This window comes from Pseudonocardia sp., from assembly GCF_050246655.1.
GTDB lineage: Bacteria > Actinomycetota > Actinomycetes > Mycobacteriales > Pseudonocardiaceae > Pseudonocardia.
The window spans coordinates 1-15497 of sequence record NZ_JBFWVQ010000126.1; the positions used below are offsets into that span (position 1 = coordinate 1).

Genomic DNA, 15497 nt, shown 5'->3' on the forward strand with positions numbered 1-15497 from the left:
CCCACCCGCAGGCCGTCGACGTCGGTGAGGGCGTTGTGCGGTCCGGGACGCATGCCTGCATCCTCACCCCCGCCGCGCCACCCACCCCGGCAGCCCCACCCACCCCGGCAACGAGCGGCGCGTTCGTCCAACTCAGTAGGACGAACGCGCCGCTCGTTGCGGCGGGGAGGCTTGGGCGATCAGTCCTCCCGGTCCTCCCGCACCTGCGCCACCGGCGCGCCGTCCCGGCAGGCCAGCCGCACCTCGACGTCGAGCGCCTCGGACTCGAACGTCACCTCGTCGCGGCGCTCCCCCGGGTCGTCGACGCGGAAACCCTGCCCCGGCGTCGCAGCGACGACCTGCGGACGGCCGTCCACGCAGCGCGCCGCGACGGTGCCGCCCGCCGTGGCCACCACCTGCGGGGCCGCCGTGCCGGGCGGGGCCGGGCCCGGAGCCACCGCCGGAGCCGCCGTCCGCGCGGCGGCGAGCTGCGCGGTCACCTCGTCCGGCGAGAGCGGGCGCGCGACCGGCCCCGAGAGGCCGTCGCCGATCGCGCCGACGGCGAGCAGCCCGAGCGACGTCGCGACCACGGCCGCGAGCACCCAGGCCGCTGCGACGGCGATCCCGCGCTGCCTGCTCATGGCTCCAGCCTGCCGTGCCGCCGGTTAACGGGCCCCTAAGGCGCTCCGAAAGCCCGCCGCCACGGACCGACAGCGGCCCGCCGCACGATCTAGGGTGCGCGGGTGGCCCACGTGCTCCTCGTCGAGGACGATCCCGCGATCCGCGGCGCGCTCATCCGCGGCCTCACCGAGCGCGGGCATGCCGTCGACTCGGCCGCGGCCGCGCTCGCCGGGCTGGAGCAGGCCGTGCGCACCCGCCCGGACCTGGTCGTCCTCGACCTCGGCCTGCCGGACCTCGACGGAGCCACCATGCTGCGGATGCTGCGCGGCGCGAGCCGGGTACCGGTGATCGTCGCGACCGCCCGGGACGAGGAGCGCGACATCGTGGCCGTCCTCGACGCCGGCGCGGACGACTACCTCGTGAAGCCCTTCGGCGCCGCCCAGCTCGACGCCCGCATCCGGGCCGTCCTGCGCCGGGTGGGCGGCACCGCCGCGGACGGCGAGGTCGTCGTCGGCGGGCTGCGGGTCGATCCGCGGTCGCGGCGCGCCGAGCTGGACGGCACGGCCCTCGACCTCACCCCGCGCGAGTTCGACCTCCTCCACTACCTCGCCGCCCGCGCCGACCAGGTCGTCAGCAAGCGGGAGCTGCTCACCGAGGTCTGGCGGCTGCCCTACGGGGGCGCGGACAAGACCGTCGACGTCCACCTGTCCTGGCTGCGCCGCAAGCTCGGCGAGAGCGCGCAGAGCCCGCGCTACCTGCACGCGGTGCGCGGGGTCGGCGTGCGGATCTCGGCCCCCGCGTAGATGCGCCGCCGCCTGCTCGTCCTGGTCGGGGCGACGACGTCGCTCGTGCTCGTCGCGTTCCTGGTACCGCTGGCGCTGCTGCTGCGCTCCGTCGCCGCGGACCGGGCCGTCCTCGCCGCGACGGCCGAGGCCCAGACGCTCTCGGCGCTGGTCGCGACGGCCGACCGCGCGGAGCTCGCGCTCGCGGTGGCCCAGGTGGACGCCACGTCGCCGTCGGCGCTCACCGTGCACCTGCCCGACGGGGGCGTCCTCGGCACCCCGTCGCCGCGCACGCCGCTCGTCGAGCTGGCGACGCTGGGCACCAGCGCCTCCGGGGACGTCGACGGCGGGCGGGAGATCGTGTTCGCCGTCCGCGACGCCGCGGGTGCCACCGGCGTGATCCGCACGTTCGTGCCGGACGCCGCCCTCACCGCGGGGGTCGGGCGGTCCTGGCTGCTGTTGGCGGGGCTGGGGCTCGGGCTGCTCGCGATCAGCCTCGTGGTCGCGGACCGGCTCGCCCGCACGCTCGTGCGGGCCGGGGAGGACCTCGCGTCGGTGTCGCACCGGCTCGCCGCGGGCGATCTCGACGCCCGCGCGGACCCGGCCGGGCCCGGCGAGCTCGGCGTCGTCGCGGTGGCGCTGAACGGCCTCGCGGGACGCATCACCGAACTGCTGCGCGAGGAGCGCGAGACGGTCGCCGATCTCGCCCACCGCGTCCGCACGCCCTTGACCGCGCTGCGCCTGGACGCCGAGGCGCTGCGCGACCCCGCCGAAGCGGAGCGACTCTCCGCCGGTGTCGAGGCGGTGCAGGCCGCCGTCACCCGGGCCATCGAGCAGGCCCGGCGCCGCGGCCCCGAGCCCGCCCGCAGCTGCGACGCCGCCGCGGCCGTCCGGGAGCGGGTGGCGTTCTGGGCCGTGCTCGCCGAGGACACCGACCGCGCCCTCACCGTCGCGATCGCCGACGGGCCGCTGCCCGTCCCGCTCCCCCGCGCCGACCTCGAGGCGGCCGTCGACGCCCTGCTCGGCAACGTCTTCGCCCACACTCCCGACGGCACCCCGTTCTCCGTGACACTGCGCGGCGGGGGGACCGTCGAACTGGTGGTCGCCGACGACGGGCCGGGGCTGCCCGACCCCGCCGCCGCCGACCGCGGGGCCAGCCGCGCGGGCTCGACCGGGCTCGGCCTCGACATCGCCCGCCGCGCCGCCGAGGCCGCGGGGGGTGCGCTGCTCCTCGACAGCGCCGGGCAGGCCGCCGGCAGCGGGCGCGACGCCGCCGGCACCTGGCGGGGCCTGCGCGTCACCCTGCGGATGGCCCGCGCCGCCGTGTGAGGCCGCCGGCCGCCATCGCGCGAACGGCACCGCTCCATTGCCGCGACCCCGCCGTCCCATCGCGCGAACGGCCCGTACGGGAAATAGGACTTCCCGTACGGGCCGTTCGCGGGAGCCGGGGCGGGCGCGCGGACATAGGACGCCGTTAGGGCCCGCGCAGCGCGCCGCTCACCTCGATCCGGAGACCGTCGACCTCGACAGCGACTTCGACAACGGACACCCCACGAACCTCCGGAGAGCCACCGTGAACCTCACCCGCGCCGTCCTCGCCACCGCCCTCGTCGCCGCCGCAGGCATCACCGTCACGGGCATCGCCATCGCCGAGCCCGCCGGCGTCGCCGCCCCGGCCGCGCTCCCCGTCACCGCGAGCACGGACACCGCGAGCACCGACACCACGAGCACCGACACCGCGCTGCCCGTCCCGGCCGCAGGCCTGCCCGCCACGGCGGCCGCACCCGCGTCGGGCGAGGACGTCACCCCCGAGGCCGCCGGTGCCGCCGCCGTGGCCCACGTGGGCGGCGGCCGGGTCGAGAGCATCGAGCGCGACGTCGAGCACGGCGTGCCGATCTGGGAGGTCGACGTGATCCGCGACGGCGTCGAGCACGACGTCGACGTCGCCCGGAAGGACGGCACGGTCCTGCGCGTCGACCGCGACGACGATGACCGGTGGGACGACCGGGACGACCGGTGGGACGACCGGGACGACGACTGACCCCACCCGACGGCGAGGGCCGCACACCACAGCCGCACACCACGACGGTGTGCGGCCCTCGCCCGCGTGCCGGGTCAGGAGGTCACGAGCGCCGCCGCCTGCGCAGCAGCACCACGATCAGGATCAGCAGCAGCCCGCCGCCGATCACCGGCGCCAGCCGCTTGAGCACCGGGGCACCCGCGGTGTCGAGCAGGTCGATCGCGTCGATCTCGCTGCGCATCTGGGCCGGGGCGGGCGTGCTGGCCGCCGCCGCGGCCGGAGTGGAGGTGAGGGCCGGGCCCGTGGCGGTCTTCGTGGCGGTGGCCGCTGCGCCGGAGCCGTTCGTGCTGCCACTCGCCTGCGCCGCAGCGGCGGGCGCAGCCGCGCCCTCGGCCGCGGCACCCTCGGCCGCGGCCGGCTGCGGGGCGAGCTTGTCCGCCACGCACGACGCGAACTGGCCGATGATCTTGTCTGCGACATCCGACATCACGCCACGTCCGAACTGCGCGGGCCTGCCCGTGATCGTCATGTCGGTGACCATCGTGACCGACGTCTTGTCGGGCCCGTCCGACTTCATCGAGCCCGTGACGGTGGCACTCGCGGTGCCGTTGCCGCGGGAGTCCCGCCCACTCGCCTCGATCACCACGACCTTGGCCTCGTCATCGCGGGACTTGTAGGTGCCCTTGCCCTTGTAGGTGAGCGAGATCGGGCCGAGCTTCACCTTCACCGTGCCGGTGAAGGAGTCCCCCTCGTAGCTCTCCAGGGCGGCACCGGGGAAGCACGGCGCGACCGTCGTCGGCGTGTTCAGGGCCTCCCAGGCCTTGTCGATCGGCGCCGCGATCGTGAACGTGTTCTCCAGCTGCATGAATCTCGTCTCCTCAGGTCCAAAGCGTGAGCGCCTGCCCCGGGTACCCGAGGCAGGCGCTCACGATGTGCAACGACTACGACGTTCAGCCCGCGGCGGCCAGGACGGCCCGACCGGTGAGCACCCTGGCGAGATGCTCACGGTAGTCCGCGGCGGCGTCGGCGTCACTCGGCGCGGCGGTGCCCTCGGTGACCCGTTCGGCCGCGGCCCGGATGGCCTCGGCCGTCGCGGGTTGGCCGACGAGCGCCTGCTCGACGCCGGTGGCGCGCAACGGGGTCGCTCCCATGTTGGTGAGCCCGACGCGGGCCTCGGCGATCGTGCCGCCCTCGGTCCGGATGGCGGCCGCGATGGCGACCATCGACCACGCCTGCGCGGTCCGGTTGAACTTCTCGTAGTGGCTACCCCAGCCGGTGTAGCGCGGGAACCGGATCTCGGTGAGGATCTCGCTCTCGCCGAGCGCCGTGGTGAAGTAGTCCACGAAGAACTCCGCCGCCGGCACCGTGCGGGTACCCGAGCCGCCCGCGATGACCAGCTCCGCGTCCAGCGCGAGCGCCGTCCCGCCGAGGTCGCCCGCGGGGTCGGCATGGGCCAGGGAGCCGCCCAGCGTGCCCCGGTGGCGCACCTGGTTGTCCGCCACCGTCTCCGTCGCCTGCGCGAGCAGCGTGACGTGCTGCTTCACGAGGTCGTCGCGCACGATGTCGTAGTAGGACGTCATCGCCCCGATCGCGATCCGGTCCCCGTCCTCGCGGATGCCGCGCAGCTCGGCGATACCGCCGAGGTCGATCAGCACGGACGGCGCCGCGAGGCGCAGCCGCAGCACCGGGATCAGGCTCTGCCCGCCCGCGAGGATCTTCGCGTCGTCGCCCCCGGCACGCAGGGCCTCCACCGCGTCTTCGATCGACGACGGCTTGACGTAGTCGAACTTGGCCGGGATCACTGGACCTCCCCCTGGGGGTTGTTCGGGTCGATCGAGCCCAAGCCGGCACCCGGCGAGTGGGTGTCGACCGGGGTCTCCTGGGTGGAGCGCCCCTTGGCCTCCTGGAGTGCCCGCCACACCCGCTGCGACGTGGTGGGCATCTCGACCTGGGTGACGCCGAGGTGGCGGATCGCGTCGACCACACCGTTGACGATCGCCGGGGTGGAGGCGATGCAGCCTGCCTCGCCGACGCCCTTGACACCCAGCGGGTTCGAGGTCGCCGGGGTCTCGGTGCGGTCGGTGACGAAGCTCGGCAGGTCCGCCGCCGACGGGAGCGTGTAGTCCACGAACGTGCCGTTGACGAGCGTGCCCTGCTCGTCGTAGTTGGCCTCCTCGTAGAGGGCCTGGGCGATGCCCTGCGCGAGCCCGCCGTGGATCTGGCCCTCGACGAGCAGCGGGTTGACGACCGAACCGACGTCGTCCACGCAGACGTACTTGCGCAGGTTGACCTTGCCGGTGTCGGTGTCGACCTCGATCGCGGCGAGGTGCGTGCCGTGCGGGAAGGAGAAGTTCTCCGGGTCGAACGTGTAGTCCGAGTCCAGCGACGGCTCGACGCCCTCGGGGAAGTTGTGCGACAGGAAGGTCGCGAACACGACCTCCGGCATCGTGATGCCCTTGTCGGTGCCCCGGACGGAGAACCGGCCCTTCTCGAAGTCGATGTCGTCCTCGGACGCCTCGAGCAGGTGCGCCGCGACCTTCTTCGCCTTCTCGACGACCTTCTGCGCGGCCTTCACGACCGCGGTGCCGCCGACGGGCAGCGAGCGCGAGCCGTAGGTGTCCATGCCCTTCGGCGCCACCTGGGTGTCGCCGTGCAGGACCTCGATGTTCTCGAACGGGATGCCGAGCTGGTCCGACGCGATCTGCGCCCAGGCCGTCTCGTGACCCTGCCCGTGCGCGGACGAACCGGTGACGACCTCGACGGCCCCGGTCGGGAGCATGCGGATGGCGGCGTACTCCCAGCCGCCTGCGCCCGCGCCCAGCGCACCCAGCAGGCGCGACGGCGCGAGACCGCACATCTCGGTGAACGTCGAGATGCCGATACCCAGCTGCACCGGGTCGCCCGAGGCGCGTCGCTCCTCCTGCTCGCGGCGCAGACCGGCGTAGTCGAACAGCTCGACGGCCTTCGCGGTGGCGGCCTCGTAGTTGCCCGAGTCGTAGGTCAGGCCACCGGCGTTCGTGTACGGGAACTCGGTGTTCTTGATCCAGTTCTGCTCGCGCAGCTCCAGCGGGTCGCGGCCGAGCTCGACGGCCAGCTCGTCCACGATCCGCTCGATCGCGAACGTCACCTCGGGACGGCCCGCGCCGCGGTAGGCGTCGGTCGGCGTCTTGTTGGTGAAGACGTCGGTGAAGACCGCCATGTAGGACGGGATCTTGTAGATGGCCGGGCCGATGAACGCGCCGAAGACGGGAACGGCCGGGGTGAAGAGGCCGAAGTAGGCGCCCATGTCCGCAGTGATGTCGAACTTCAGCGCGGTGAAGGTGCCGTCCTTCTTCGCGGCGAGCGTGACCTCCTGGATCTGGTCGCGGCCGTGGTGGGCCGACACCATCGACTCCGAGCGGGTCTCGGTCCACTTCACCGGCTTGCCCAGGCGGCGCGAGACCAGGATGGAGAGGATCTCCTCCGGGATGACCTGCAGCTTGCCGCCGAAGCCGCCGCCCACGTCCGGAGCGATGACGCGGACCTTGTGCTCGGGCAGGCCCAGCACCACGCCCAGCATGACCCGCAGGACGTGCGGGATCTGCGTGGCCGAGTAGACGACCATCTGCTCGCCGGTGGGGTCGATGACGACGGACCGGGGCTCCATGAACGCCGGGATGAGCCGGTTCTGGCGCCACCTCCGCTTCACGACCACGGAGTCGGGGTCCGCCTCGGCGGCGGCGATGGCCTCGTCGGCGGTGGGTCCGCTGGTCGCGCCCGCGGCGACGGAGTCGAAGGGGAACGTGACCCACCTGTTCGAGCCGAGGTCCGCGTGGATGGGCGCGGCGCCCTCGGCGATCGCCGCCTCCAGGTCGAGCACCGGGTCGATCGGGTCGTAGTCGACCTCGACGGCCTCGGTGGCGTCCTTCGCGGAGGCGACGTCGCGGGCCACGACGACGGCGACGATCTCACCGGCGAAGTTCACCTTGTCCACAGCGATCGACACGTGTCGCGGTGGGGTGGCCTCGGCGTTGATCGGCCACGCGCAGGGCAGCGCGGACTGCTCCGCGTCCAGGTCCGCACCGGTGTAGACGGCGACGACGCCCGGCATCTGCTTAGCCGCGGACACGTCGATGCTCGTGATGCGGCCGTGCGCGACGGGGCTGCGCACCATCGCGATGTGCAGCATCCCGGTGAGGTCGATGTTGTCGGTCCATTTGGTCCGGCCGGTGATGAGGCGCGCGTCCTCCTTGCGGAGACGGGACTGGCCGACCTGAGTGGTGGGTTCAGCGGTCGCGGTCAACTCAGTTGCCTCCTGCCACCGACGCCGTCGCCGGGGTGTCGGCCTGCGCGCCGGGCTTCATCTTCTGCGCGGCGGCCTGCACGGCCCTGACGATGTTCTGGTAGCCCGTGCAGCGGCAGAGGTTGCCCTCAATGCCCTCGCGGACCTCCCGCTCGTCGGGGTCGGGGTTGTCACCGAGCAGGTCGATGGCCTGCATGATCATCCCCGGCGTGCAGTAGCCGCACTGGAGGGCGTGGTTCTCGTGGAACGCCTGCTGCACCGGGTGCAGCTTCCCGTCGCGGGCGATGCCCTCGATCGTGGTGACCTCGCCGCCGTCGGCCTGAACCGCCAGCACGGAGCACGACTTCACGCTCTGCCCGTTGAGATGCACGGTGCATGCGCCGCAGTTGCTGGTGTCGCAACCGACGACGGTCCCGGTCTTACCCAGGCGCTCTCTCAGGTAGTACACCAACAGCATGCGGGGCTCGACGTCGTCGGCGTAGTTCACGCCGTCGACGGTGACCCGGACCTGTGCCATGAGCTCACTCCTCGACATCGACAAGACCGCCCGGCCGTTTCGTGGCTCCGGGGCGTGCGCACGCCGGACCACCGCGGGTGTGGCGGCCGGCACATCACACCGCCGATCATGCACCCGTGCAAGGGCGCCGCAGCGGCCCCGAACGACCCGGACGAGGGCCGCGCCCACCTGCGTCACACACGGGTCGGAGCTATCTCCGCTGGCGCGAACCGAATGGGCCGAGAATTCCGCTGATGCGGGTTGAGCGCGGCGGGATGACCACCCCTTCGGACTAGTCCTGACGGCCGGTTCGGTCCACGTGCGACGCCGCGCGGCGGTGCCCGGGCCCCGTGATCACCGCGACGGCTGCGGCGCTCACGCCGTGCCGGGACGTCCCGGCACGAGTGGAGCCACCGTCCGGTGCCGCACCGCACCCCACCAGAGCCCGGCGCCGTAGGCGAGGTCGTCGAGACGGCGGGCGAGGACGTGCGCGGGCAGCGGCGGGCGGTTCCCGGGATCGGCCCGCCACCAGTCGACGACCCCCTCGGCCAGCGCGATCACCGCCACCGTGCGCCGGGCGCGGCGGGACGCGAGGCAGGCGAGCGCGCTGAGTGGCCAGTAGTGGCGGTTCACGGCGTCCACCGTCTGCCCGACCGCACCCGCGGCGCCCAGCGCCACGAGGAATGCCGCGGTGGCGCGGGGGCGCGCGAGGGGGGCCGGGCCGCGGGAGGAGGCCAGGCCGCGGGAGGAGGCCGCGACCTCCCGCGCCGCCCGTCGTCCGATGTCCCGCAGCGGCGGCGCTCCCAGGCTGCGGGCCAGCCGCTCCGTCGCGACCGCGCCGATCGCCACCGCGACGGCGAGCCCCTTGAGCCGGCCCGTCAGCAGCAGCGCGGCCACCGCGGCCGCCCACGGCGTCAGCACCATCGGCGGAACCGATCCCACGTGCCGGCGCGCGAGCGGGGCCGCCCCCGTCCCGTAGAAAGCCTTGCGCAGCCACCACGCTCGCGGGGAGGTGCGGTGGTCGTGGGCCACCCGCGCCGCCGGGTCGTAGCGCAGCCGCCAGCCCGCGGCGTACAGCCGCAGAACGAGGTCGACGTCCTCGGCGACGTGCAACCGCTCGTCGAACCCCGCTCCCAGCGCCTCCCGCCGCACGACCAGCGCCGCGCTCGGGACGTACGCCACCCGGGTGCGGGGCACGATCAGCGCGGGGTCCAGCCCGAGATCGAGGGAGGACCGCACGGCCTCGTAGCGGCCCAGTACGCCGTCGACCGGCGGCAACGCGACGATCCGCGGTGCGGCAAGGGCCACCGCAGGATCGGCGAAGTGCGCACCGAGGATCTCCAGCCAGCCCGGGGCGGGGACGACGTCGGAATCGAGGAAGGCGACGAGCGGCGTGCGGGCGAGCGCGGCACCGGCGTTGCGGGCCGCGGCGGGGCCGCGCGGGATGTCGTGGCGCAGGACCCGCGCCCCTGCGGCCTCCGCGACGGCACGGACCGCCGCGGGATCGGCGGAGCCGTCGTCCACGACGACCACCTCGCCGCCCAACCCCGCGCGGTCCGCCTCGCCGCCGAACCCCGCGCGGTCCGCCTCGCCGCCGAACCCGGACGGCAGCGCCGCGAGCAACCGCCGCAACCCGTCCGTCCGGTCCTTCACCGGCACCACCACCGTGACCGCGAGTTGCGCATCTGGCGGCCGCGAGTTGCGGATTCCATCAGGCCGCGATGCGGGTTCCGCCAGGACCGGGTGCACGATCCCGCCGTCGAGCAGCCGCCGGGCGAGCGCCGCCGTGGTCGTGTCGGTGACGGTGAACGTCCGCGCCCGCAGCAGCCGCCGCGCCGCAGGCGCGAGCCGGACGAGCCGCGGCGGCGCACCCCCGATGAGGACGGCGCCGCCGTCCCGGACGCGAACGCGCCGGTCCAGGGCGACGCGGAACCCCGGCGGGAGGGCGAGGTCCAGCGGCGGCGACGCGAGTGTGGTCATGGCTCGGTCAGGGTAGGCGGCGGCCCCACCGGATCGGCCAGACTGCGGGCATGACGAGCCCGATCCGTCCCGCGTACGGCGTCCGATCGCTCGCAGAGGTGCTGCCCGCACTCCTCGGCGCCCTCGGGGTGGCGCCGGAACGACCGGAGAACGCCCTGGTCGTCGAACCCGCCCGGGCGGCGGCGCTGCTGCTCGTGGACGGTCTCGGCTCCGAGCTATTGCGCGCTCACGCCGCCGACGCCCCGTTCCTCGCGAGCCTGCCCGACGCCGGGCCCGTCACGGTCGGGTTCCCATCGAGCACGTCCATCAGCCTGGCGTCGCTGGGCACGGGCACGCCGCCGGGCGCACACGGGATCGTCGGCATCGCCATGCGCGCGGACTCGACGTTGCTCGACACGCTGAAGTGGACGGTCCACGGCCGTCCGAACGCCCCGGACCTGCGCGAGCTGCTGCCACCCGAACGCGTCCAGCCCGAGCCGACGGCCTTCGAACGGGCCGAGGCGGCGGGTGTCGACGTGACCGTGGTGTCGGCGCGCATGTTCCGCGGATCCGGGCTCACCAGGGCGGCGCTGCGCGGCGGGCGCTACCGCGGCGTGCACGCGCTGGGCGACCTCGCCGCCGAGATCATCGGCGCGCTCACCGGCCCGGGGCTGCGGCTCTGCTACGGCTACCACGCCGACCTCGACGCCCTCGGGCACGCCCGCGGGCCGGGGTCGCTGCCGTGGCGGCTGCAGCTGGCACAGGTGGACAGGCTGGCCGGGTTGATCGCCGAGCACCTGCCCCCGGACGCGGTGCTCGCCGTAACCGGCGACCACGGCATGGTGCGCATGTCCCGGATCTTCGACGCCGACGACGACCCGGACCTGCAGCGGGGTGTCGATCTGCTCGGCGGCGATCCCCGAGCCCGCCACGTCTACGCGCTGCCGGGGGCGGCCGAGGACGTGCTGGCGGCGTGGCGGGCGGTGCTGGGGGACGCGGCGTGGGTGGTGTCGCGGGAGCAGGCCGTCGAGGACGGGTGGTTCGGGCCGGTCGGCCCGCTGGTCGCGGACCGGATCGGCGACGTCGTCGTCGCGGCACGGGACACCGCTGCGGTGATCCGGTCGCAGGCGGAACCGCTGCTGTCGAAGCTGCCGGGGCAGCACGGGTCGCTGTCGGCGGAGGAGCAGCTCGTGCCGTTGCTGATCGCACGCTCGGGCTGACGCGTCGCCGCCTGCATCGCCGCCGCCCACTTCGCGGCAAGACCGCCCTGTGACGGAGCCGCGACGGACGAGTGGCGGCCCGCGAGACTCGGTTCGGCCGGCGAGATGCGCAACTCGCCGCCTGCCAGATGCGCAACTCGCCGCCGCCGGACCCGCAACTCGCGCCTGCCGGATGCGCAACTCGCGCCTGCAGGATGCGCAACTCGCGCCTGCAGGACCCGCAACTCGCCGCCTGCAGGATGCGCAACTCGCCGCCACCGGATGCGCAACTCGCGGTCACAGGCGCCCGTCGCGCCCCGGCGCCCAGAGCCGCAGCCCCGCAACCAGCGCCGAGGTCATCGCGGCGAGCATCGCCCCGCCCTCCTCGGCCGTCGCACCCGTGGGATCGCCCAGCACCCCGCTCGGGCTGACGGCGACCACCCCGCCGGCCCGCAGCGCGTCGAGCAGCTCCGGCAGTGGCGCCGTCGCGCCGGCCTCGGCCCGGTCCAGCCGCACCGAGCCGGGATCGAGCGCCAGCAGGATCGACGTCTCGCTGCGCCCCGCGTGCGCGTCCCCACCCGGCACGCCACAGACGAACCAGGCGACGTCGCGGCCCTCGTCCCGCAGCCGCCGGACGGCCGAGGGCAGCGTCGGGAGGTTGCCGCCGTGGCCGTTCACGAACACGAGCCGCGGCGCCCACCGGCATGCCGACCGCCCGATCTCGACCAGCACGGCCGCGAGCGCGTCGTGCCCGATCGAGATCGTGCCGGGAAAGCCTTCGTGCTCGCCGGACGCGGTGAACCCGACCGGTGGCGTGACGACGGCGCCCGCCGCAGCGGCCGCCCGGGAAGCGACGGCCACCGCGATCCGGGTGTCGGTGTCCAGGGGCAGGTGCGGGCCGTGCTGTTCGGTCGACCCCACCGGGACGAGCAGCGTCGCCCCACCCACCTCGGGCCAGACCGCGCCGCCGAGCTCGCCGGTCACACACACCCCGCGGCGCCTGCACACACCGTCGGCGGTGTGTGCAGGTGCGCGAGCATGTGTGTCACGGACGGGAGCGCCCGGTCAGCTCCCGGCAACCGGCACCGGCATCCCGGCCAGCGGGTTCTCGTCGCACGCCCGGTCGGGCCGCTTCTGCGGGACCGAGAGCGACAGCCACACCGGTGTGCGCGAGTTCCGCGGCGCCGATCGCGAGTGGTCGACGTCCGACTTCGGGATGGCCGTCTCGTCGGAACGCGCCGCCAAGGCCTGCTCACCGAAGCCGCGCACGCACTCCGGGTCCGGCCCGTCCAGCGGCAGCCCGGTGAAGAACTTCGCCGCCATGCAGCCGCCCTGGCAGCTGTCGTAGTGCATGCACGACGAGCATGCCCCGCCCGTCTGGGGACGGCGCAGGTCTGCGAACAGCTCCGAGTCCCGCCAGACGCCCTCGAACCCGCCGGGCGAGCGGACGTTGCCGGCGAGGAAGTTCTCGTGGATCGCGAACGGGCACGCGTAGACGTCACCGACCGGGTCGATCAGGCAGACGACGCGCCCCGCGCCGCACAGGTTGAGCCCCGGCAGCGCCTCGCCGTAGGCGGAGAGGTGGAAGAACGAGTCGCCGGTGAGGACCTTGTCGCCGTTGGCGAGCAGCCAGTCGTACATCTGGCGCTGCTGGCCGGGCGTCGGGTGCAGCTCGTCCCATACGTCCGCGCCACGCCCGGACGGGCGCAGGCGGGTGATCCGCAGCTGGGCGCCGAACTTGTCGGCGATGTTCTTGAACTCGTCGAGCTGGTCGACGTTCTGGCGCGTCATCACCACCGACAGCTTCGGCTGCACGAACCCGGCCTCGGCCAGGTTCTCCAACGCCCGCATGGCCGTGGCGTACGAACCGGGACCGCGGACGTGGTCGTTGACCTCGGGGGTGGCGCCGTCCAGGGAGATCTGGACGTCGACGTAGTCCGTGGCCGCGAGCTGGCGGGCCCGGGCCTTGTCGAGCTTGACGCCGTTCGTCGAGAACTTCACCCCGACGTCGTGGGAGATCGCGTAGTCGAGCAGCTCCCAGAAGTCCGGGCGGACCGTCGGCTCACCACCACCGACGTTGACGTAGAAGACCTGCATCCTCTGCAGCTCGTCCACGACCGCCTTGCACTCGTCGGTGGTGAGCTCGCGCGGATCCCGGCGCCCGGACGACGACAGGCAGTGCACGCAGGCGAGGTTGCAGGCGTAGGTGAGCTCCCAGGTCAGGCAGATCGGGGAGTTGAGGCCGTACTGGAAGTGCTCGACCAGCTTCACACGCGCTCCTCGATGGTTCCGTTCTCGGCGAGGCCGGCCAGGGCCTTCAGATACGCGGGTCGGTGGGCGGGCGCGACGCCCGCTGCGTCGATGGCCGCATGGACGGACGGGTGCCGCTCCAGACCGGAGACGACCTCCACGAGCTGCGGTGTCTTGAGGAACGACAGCCGCCTCGTACCGAAGTGGTAGACCAACGCGCCGAAGGGCTCGGGGCGCAGCGCCACGCTGGGGCTGCAGCGGAACGGCCGGTCGGGATCGAACGCCGGGCCCCCGGCCGCGCCGGTGGGCCCGGCGTCGATGCTCATCGTCGGCGGTCTAGTAGACGCCGCACATGCCGTCGATGGAGACCTCCTCGACCAGGCTCTCCTCGACCAGCTCGACGGTGTCACTGCCGGGATCGGTCACGGTCTCGTTCGTGGGCGCCATCCAGTTCCTCCAGGAGTCGGGGGCGGGACGGCTCGACCGTAGGTGGCGATCCGACGACCGACAACCCTTGCCCGTCCTCCCGGCGCCGCCCCTCCCCTACGTTCGGGCAGGCCCACGCGGCGCCGTCCGCAGGCCCGAGCGGATCAGCCGCCACCGGCGGCACCGGGGTGCCGGCGAGCGCGGCCATCGGAGCCGTCGCAGGGGCGGGACGGCGCGGCCTGCGCCCGAGGGACGCTCCCGGGAGGCGGGAACCCCGACCGCGAGACTGTCCCGCGTGGAGCCACTCCTGCACCTCGAGACCACCGCCGGCTGGCGCGCCGTCCTCGCGGCCGGTGGCATCGACCCGCCCACCGGCGGGTTCGTCCACCTCTCGACGCCGGCGCAGGTCGCCTACCCGGCCGGCTACCTCTACGCCGGCCGTGACGACGTCGTGCTCCTCGTGCTCGACCCCGAGCGCCTCGACGGCGTCCGTTTCGAGGACGGCGACCCGCCCCACCCGCAGGGCTGGCAGTTCCCGCACGCCTATGCGCGGGTCCCGGCGTCGGCGGTGCTGGCGACGATGCCGTACCGGCCGCGCGCCGACGGCGGGTTCGACCCGCCGGGCCGCCTCCCGGTGACGGTCGCGGAGCGGGCCGCCCGCGTGGACCCGGCGATCCGGCGCCGGGCGGCGGGCGAGGAGTTGCCGGTCACGGGCGGCGTGGCGATCCGCAGCCCGGGGTTCGAACGGCGCTGGAGCGCGAACCACCTGCAGGTCACGGGCCCGGCGACAGCGGCCGAGGTGGACGCCGACGCCGACCGGGTGCTCGGTGGCTGGGGTCTCCCGTACCGCGTGGCGTACCTGTACGGAGAGCACCTCGCCCGGACGGCTCGGGGCTTGGCGGAGCGCGGCTGGACCGTCGATGCCGAGGTGACGATGGCCGCCCGTCCCACCCCGGGGGCCGCCCCGCGTGTCGAGCAGATCGACCTCGGGGGCCTCCTCCCGCTCTGGACGGCCACCCGCCGCACCCGATACCCGGACATCGACGACGCCGAGGTCCGGCAGATGCTCGACGGCCACGCGGCCGAGGCCGCGGTCACGGACGTCCGGTTTCTCGCGGTACGGGAGGGTGGCGAGCCGGTCGCGGCCACCGTGCTGAAGATCGACGGGGCGACGGCGTCGTTCGGGCCGCTCGACACGCTTGCGGCATCCCGGGGCCGCGGCCACGGGAACGCTCTCGTCACGGCCGCGCTGGAGCTCGCCCGCCAGGCGGGCTGCGACGTCGTGGCGCTCGACGCGCTCGCCGAGGACTGGCCGCGGCGATGGTACGCCCGCCGGGGGTTCGCCGTGGTCGGCCGGTCCTGGGCGGCGCACCGCCCCGCGTGAGGCGGCCCGGCGCTGGGCCCGCGTCCGGTCCGCGCTTCCGGAGCGGTCACGGCGGCGTCGACCACCGCGGCCGTCCGGCGCCCGCCGGGCCCGCGCCCC

Annotated in this window: 15 protein-coding genes; 5 read left to right on the forward strand and 10 right to left on the reverse strand. The window is 74.4% G+C overall.

The features are described 5' to 3' along the window. Positions 1 to 179: 179 nt before the first annotated feature. The gene (locus tag AB7J25_RS26320) at positions 180 to 620 is read right to left on the reverse strand and encodes a hypothetical protein (protein WP_428513261.1); all 441 of its coding nucleotides are present in this window, start codon (positions 618 to 620) and stop codon (positions 180 to 182) included. Positions 621 to 722: 102 nt separating this feature from the next. Between AB7J25_RS26320 and AB7J25_RS26325 the strand changes: the two genes are divergently transcribed. The 3 genes from AB7J25_RS26325 (at position 723) to AB7J25_RS26335 (ending at position 3423) form a co-directional block, all read left to right on the forward strand. Then, entirely contained in the window at positions 723 to 1403 is a 681-nt protein-coding gene (locus AB7J25_RS26325; RefSeq protein WP_428513263.1) for a response regulator transcription factor, read from the forward strand. Continuing rightward, on the forward strand, positions 1404 to 2711 hold the full coding sequence (locus tag AB7J25_RS26330; protein WP_428513265.1) for a sensor histidine kinase: 1308 nt from the start codon (positions 1404 to 1406) through the stop codon (positions 2709 to 2711). It abuts the gene before it with no gap. Positions 2712 to 2955: 244 nt separating this feature from the next. Next, positions 2956 to 3423, forward strand: a complete 468-nt coding sequence (locus AB7J25_RS26335) for a PepSY domain-containing protein (protein ID WP_428513267.1) — start codon at positions 2956 to 2958, stop codon at positions 3421 to 3423. Positions 3424 to 3505: 82 nt separating this feature from the next. Here AB7J25_RS26335 and AB7J25_RS26340 read toward each other — a convergent pair whose 3' ends face one another. From AB7J25_RS26340 to mftF, 5 genes are all read right to left on the reverse strand, one after another. Beyond that, the gene (locus tag AB7J25_RS26340; RefSeq protein ID WP_428513269.1) at positions 3506 to 4267 is read right to left on the reverse strand and encodes an SRPBCC family protein; all 762 of its coding nucleotides are present in this window, start codon (positions 4265 to 4267) and stop codon (positions 3506 to 3508) included. 85 nt (positions 4268 to 4352) lie between these two features. Next, positions 4353 to 5204: an FAD binding domain-containing protein gene (locus tag AB7J25_RS26345; RefSeq protein ID WP_428513271.1), complete on the reverse strand. Its 852-nt coding sequence runs from the start codon at positions 5202 to 5204 to the stop codon at positions 4353 to 4355. Then, entirely contained in the window at positions 5201 to 7684 is a 2484-nt protein-coding gene (locus AB7J25_RS26350) for a xanthine dehydrogenase family protein molybdopterin-binding subunit (RefSeq protein WP_428513273.1), read from the reverse strand. Before AB7J25_RS26350 ends, AB7J25_RS26345 begins: the two co-directional genes overlap by 4 nt. Before the next feature lies 1 nt (position 7685). Next, on the reverse strand, positions 7686 to 8201 hold the full coding sequence (locus AB7J25_RS26355; RefSeq protein ID WP_428513275.1) for a (2Fe-2S)-binding protein: 516 nt from the start codon (positions 8199 to 8201) through the stop codon (positions 7686 to 7688). A gap of 354 nt (positions 8202 to 8555) precedes the next feature. Then, positions 8556 to 10160, reverse strand: coding sequence for a mycofactocin biosynthesis glycosyltransferase MftF (gene mftF / locus AB7J25_RS26360; RefSeq protein WP_428513277.1), 1605 nt, complete (start codon positions 10158 to 10160; stop codon positions 8556 to 8558). Positions 10161 to 10210: 50 nt separating this feature from the next. Between mftF and AB7J25_RS26365 the strand changes: the two genes are divergently transcribed. Next, positions 10211 to 11359: an alkaline phosphatase family protein gene (locus AB7J25_RS26365; RefSeq protein WP_428513279.1), complete on the forward strand. Its 1149-nt coding sequence runs from the start codon at positions 10211 to 10213 to the stop codon at positions 11357 to 11359. 276 nt (positions 11360 to 11635) lie between these two features. Here the strand turns inward: AB7J25_RS26365 and mftE are convergent, their stop codons facing one another. The 4 genes from mftE to mftA all read right to left on the reverse strand — a co-directional run bounded on the left by mftE (position 11636) and on the right by mftA (position 14035). After that, entirely contained in the window at positions 11636 to 12322 is a 687-nt protein-coding gene (mftE, locus tag AB7J25_RS26370) for a mycofactocin biosynthesis peptidyl-dipeptidase MftE (protein WP_428513280.1), read from the reverse strand. Positions 12323 to 12403: 81 nt separating this feature from the next. Beyond that, entirely contained in the window at positions 12404 to 13609 is a 1206-nt protein-coding gene (mftC, locus tag AB7J25_RS26375) for a mycofactocin radical SAM maturase (RefSeq protein WP_428513281.1), read from the reverse strand. Further along, the gene (gene mftB / locus AB7J25_RS26380; RefSeq protein ID WP_428513283.1) at positions 13606 to 13914 is read right to left on the reverse strand and encodes a mycofactocin biosynthesis chaperone MftB; all 309 of its coding nucleotides are present in this window, start codon (positions 13912 to 13914) and stop codon (positions 13606 to 13608) included. The genes mftC and mftB overlap by 4 nt, the downstream gene beginning before the upstream one ends. A 10-nt stretch (positions 13915 to 13924) precedes the next feature. Further along, the gene (gene mftA / locus AB7J25_RS26385; RefSeq protein WP_428513285.1) at positions 13925 to 14035 is read right to left on the reverse strand and encodes a mycofactocin precursor MftA; all 111 of its coding nucleotides are present in this window, start codon (positions 14033 to 14035) and stop codon (positions 13925 to 13927) included. 274 nt (positions 14036 to 14309) lie between these two features. Here mftA and AB7J25_RS26390 point away from each other — a divergent pair, with 274 nt between their 5' ends. Further along, positions 14310 to 15398 carry a GNAT family N-acetyltransferase gene (locus AB7J25_RS26390; RefSeq protein ID WP_428513287.1) on the forward strand — a complete coding sequence of 363 codons (1089 nt, stop codon included), beginning with the start codon at positions 14310 to 14312 and terminating at the stop codon, positions 15396 to 15398. Positions 15399 to 15497 lie beyond the last annotated feature (99 nt).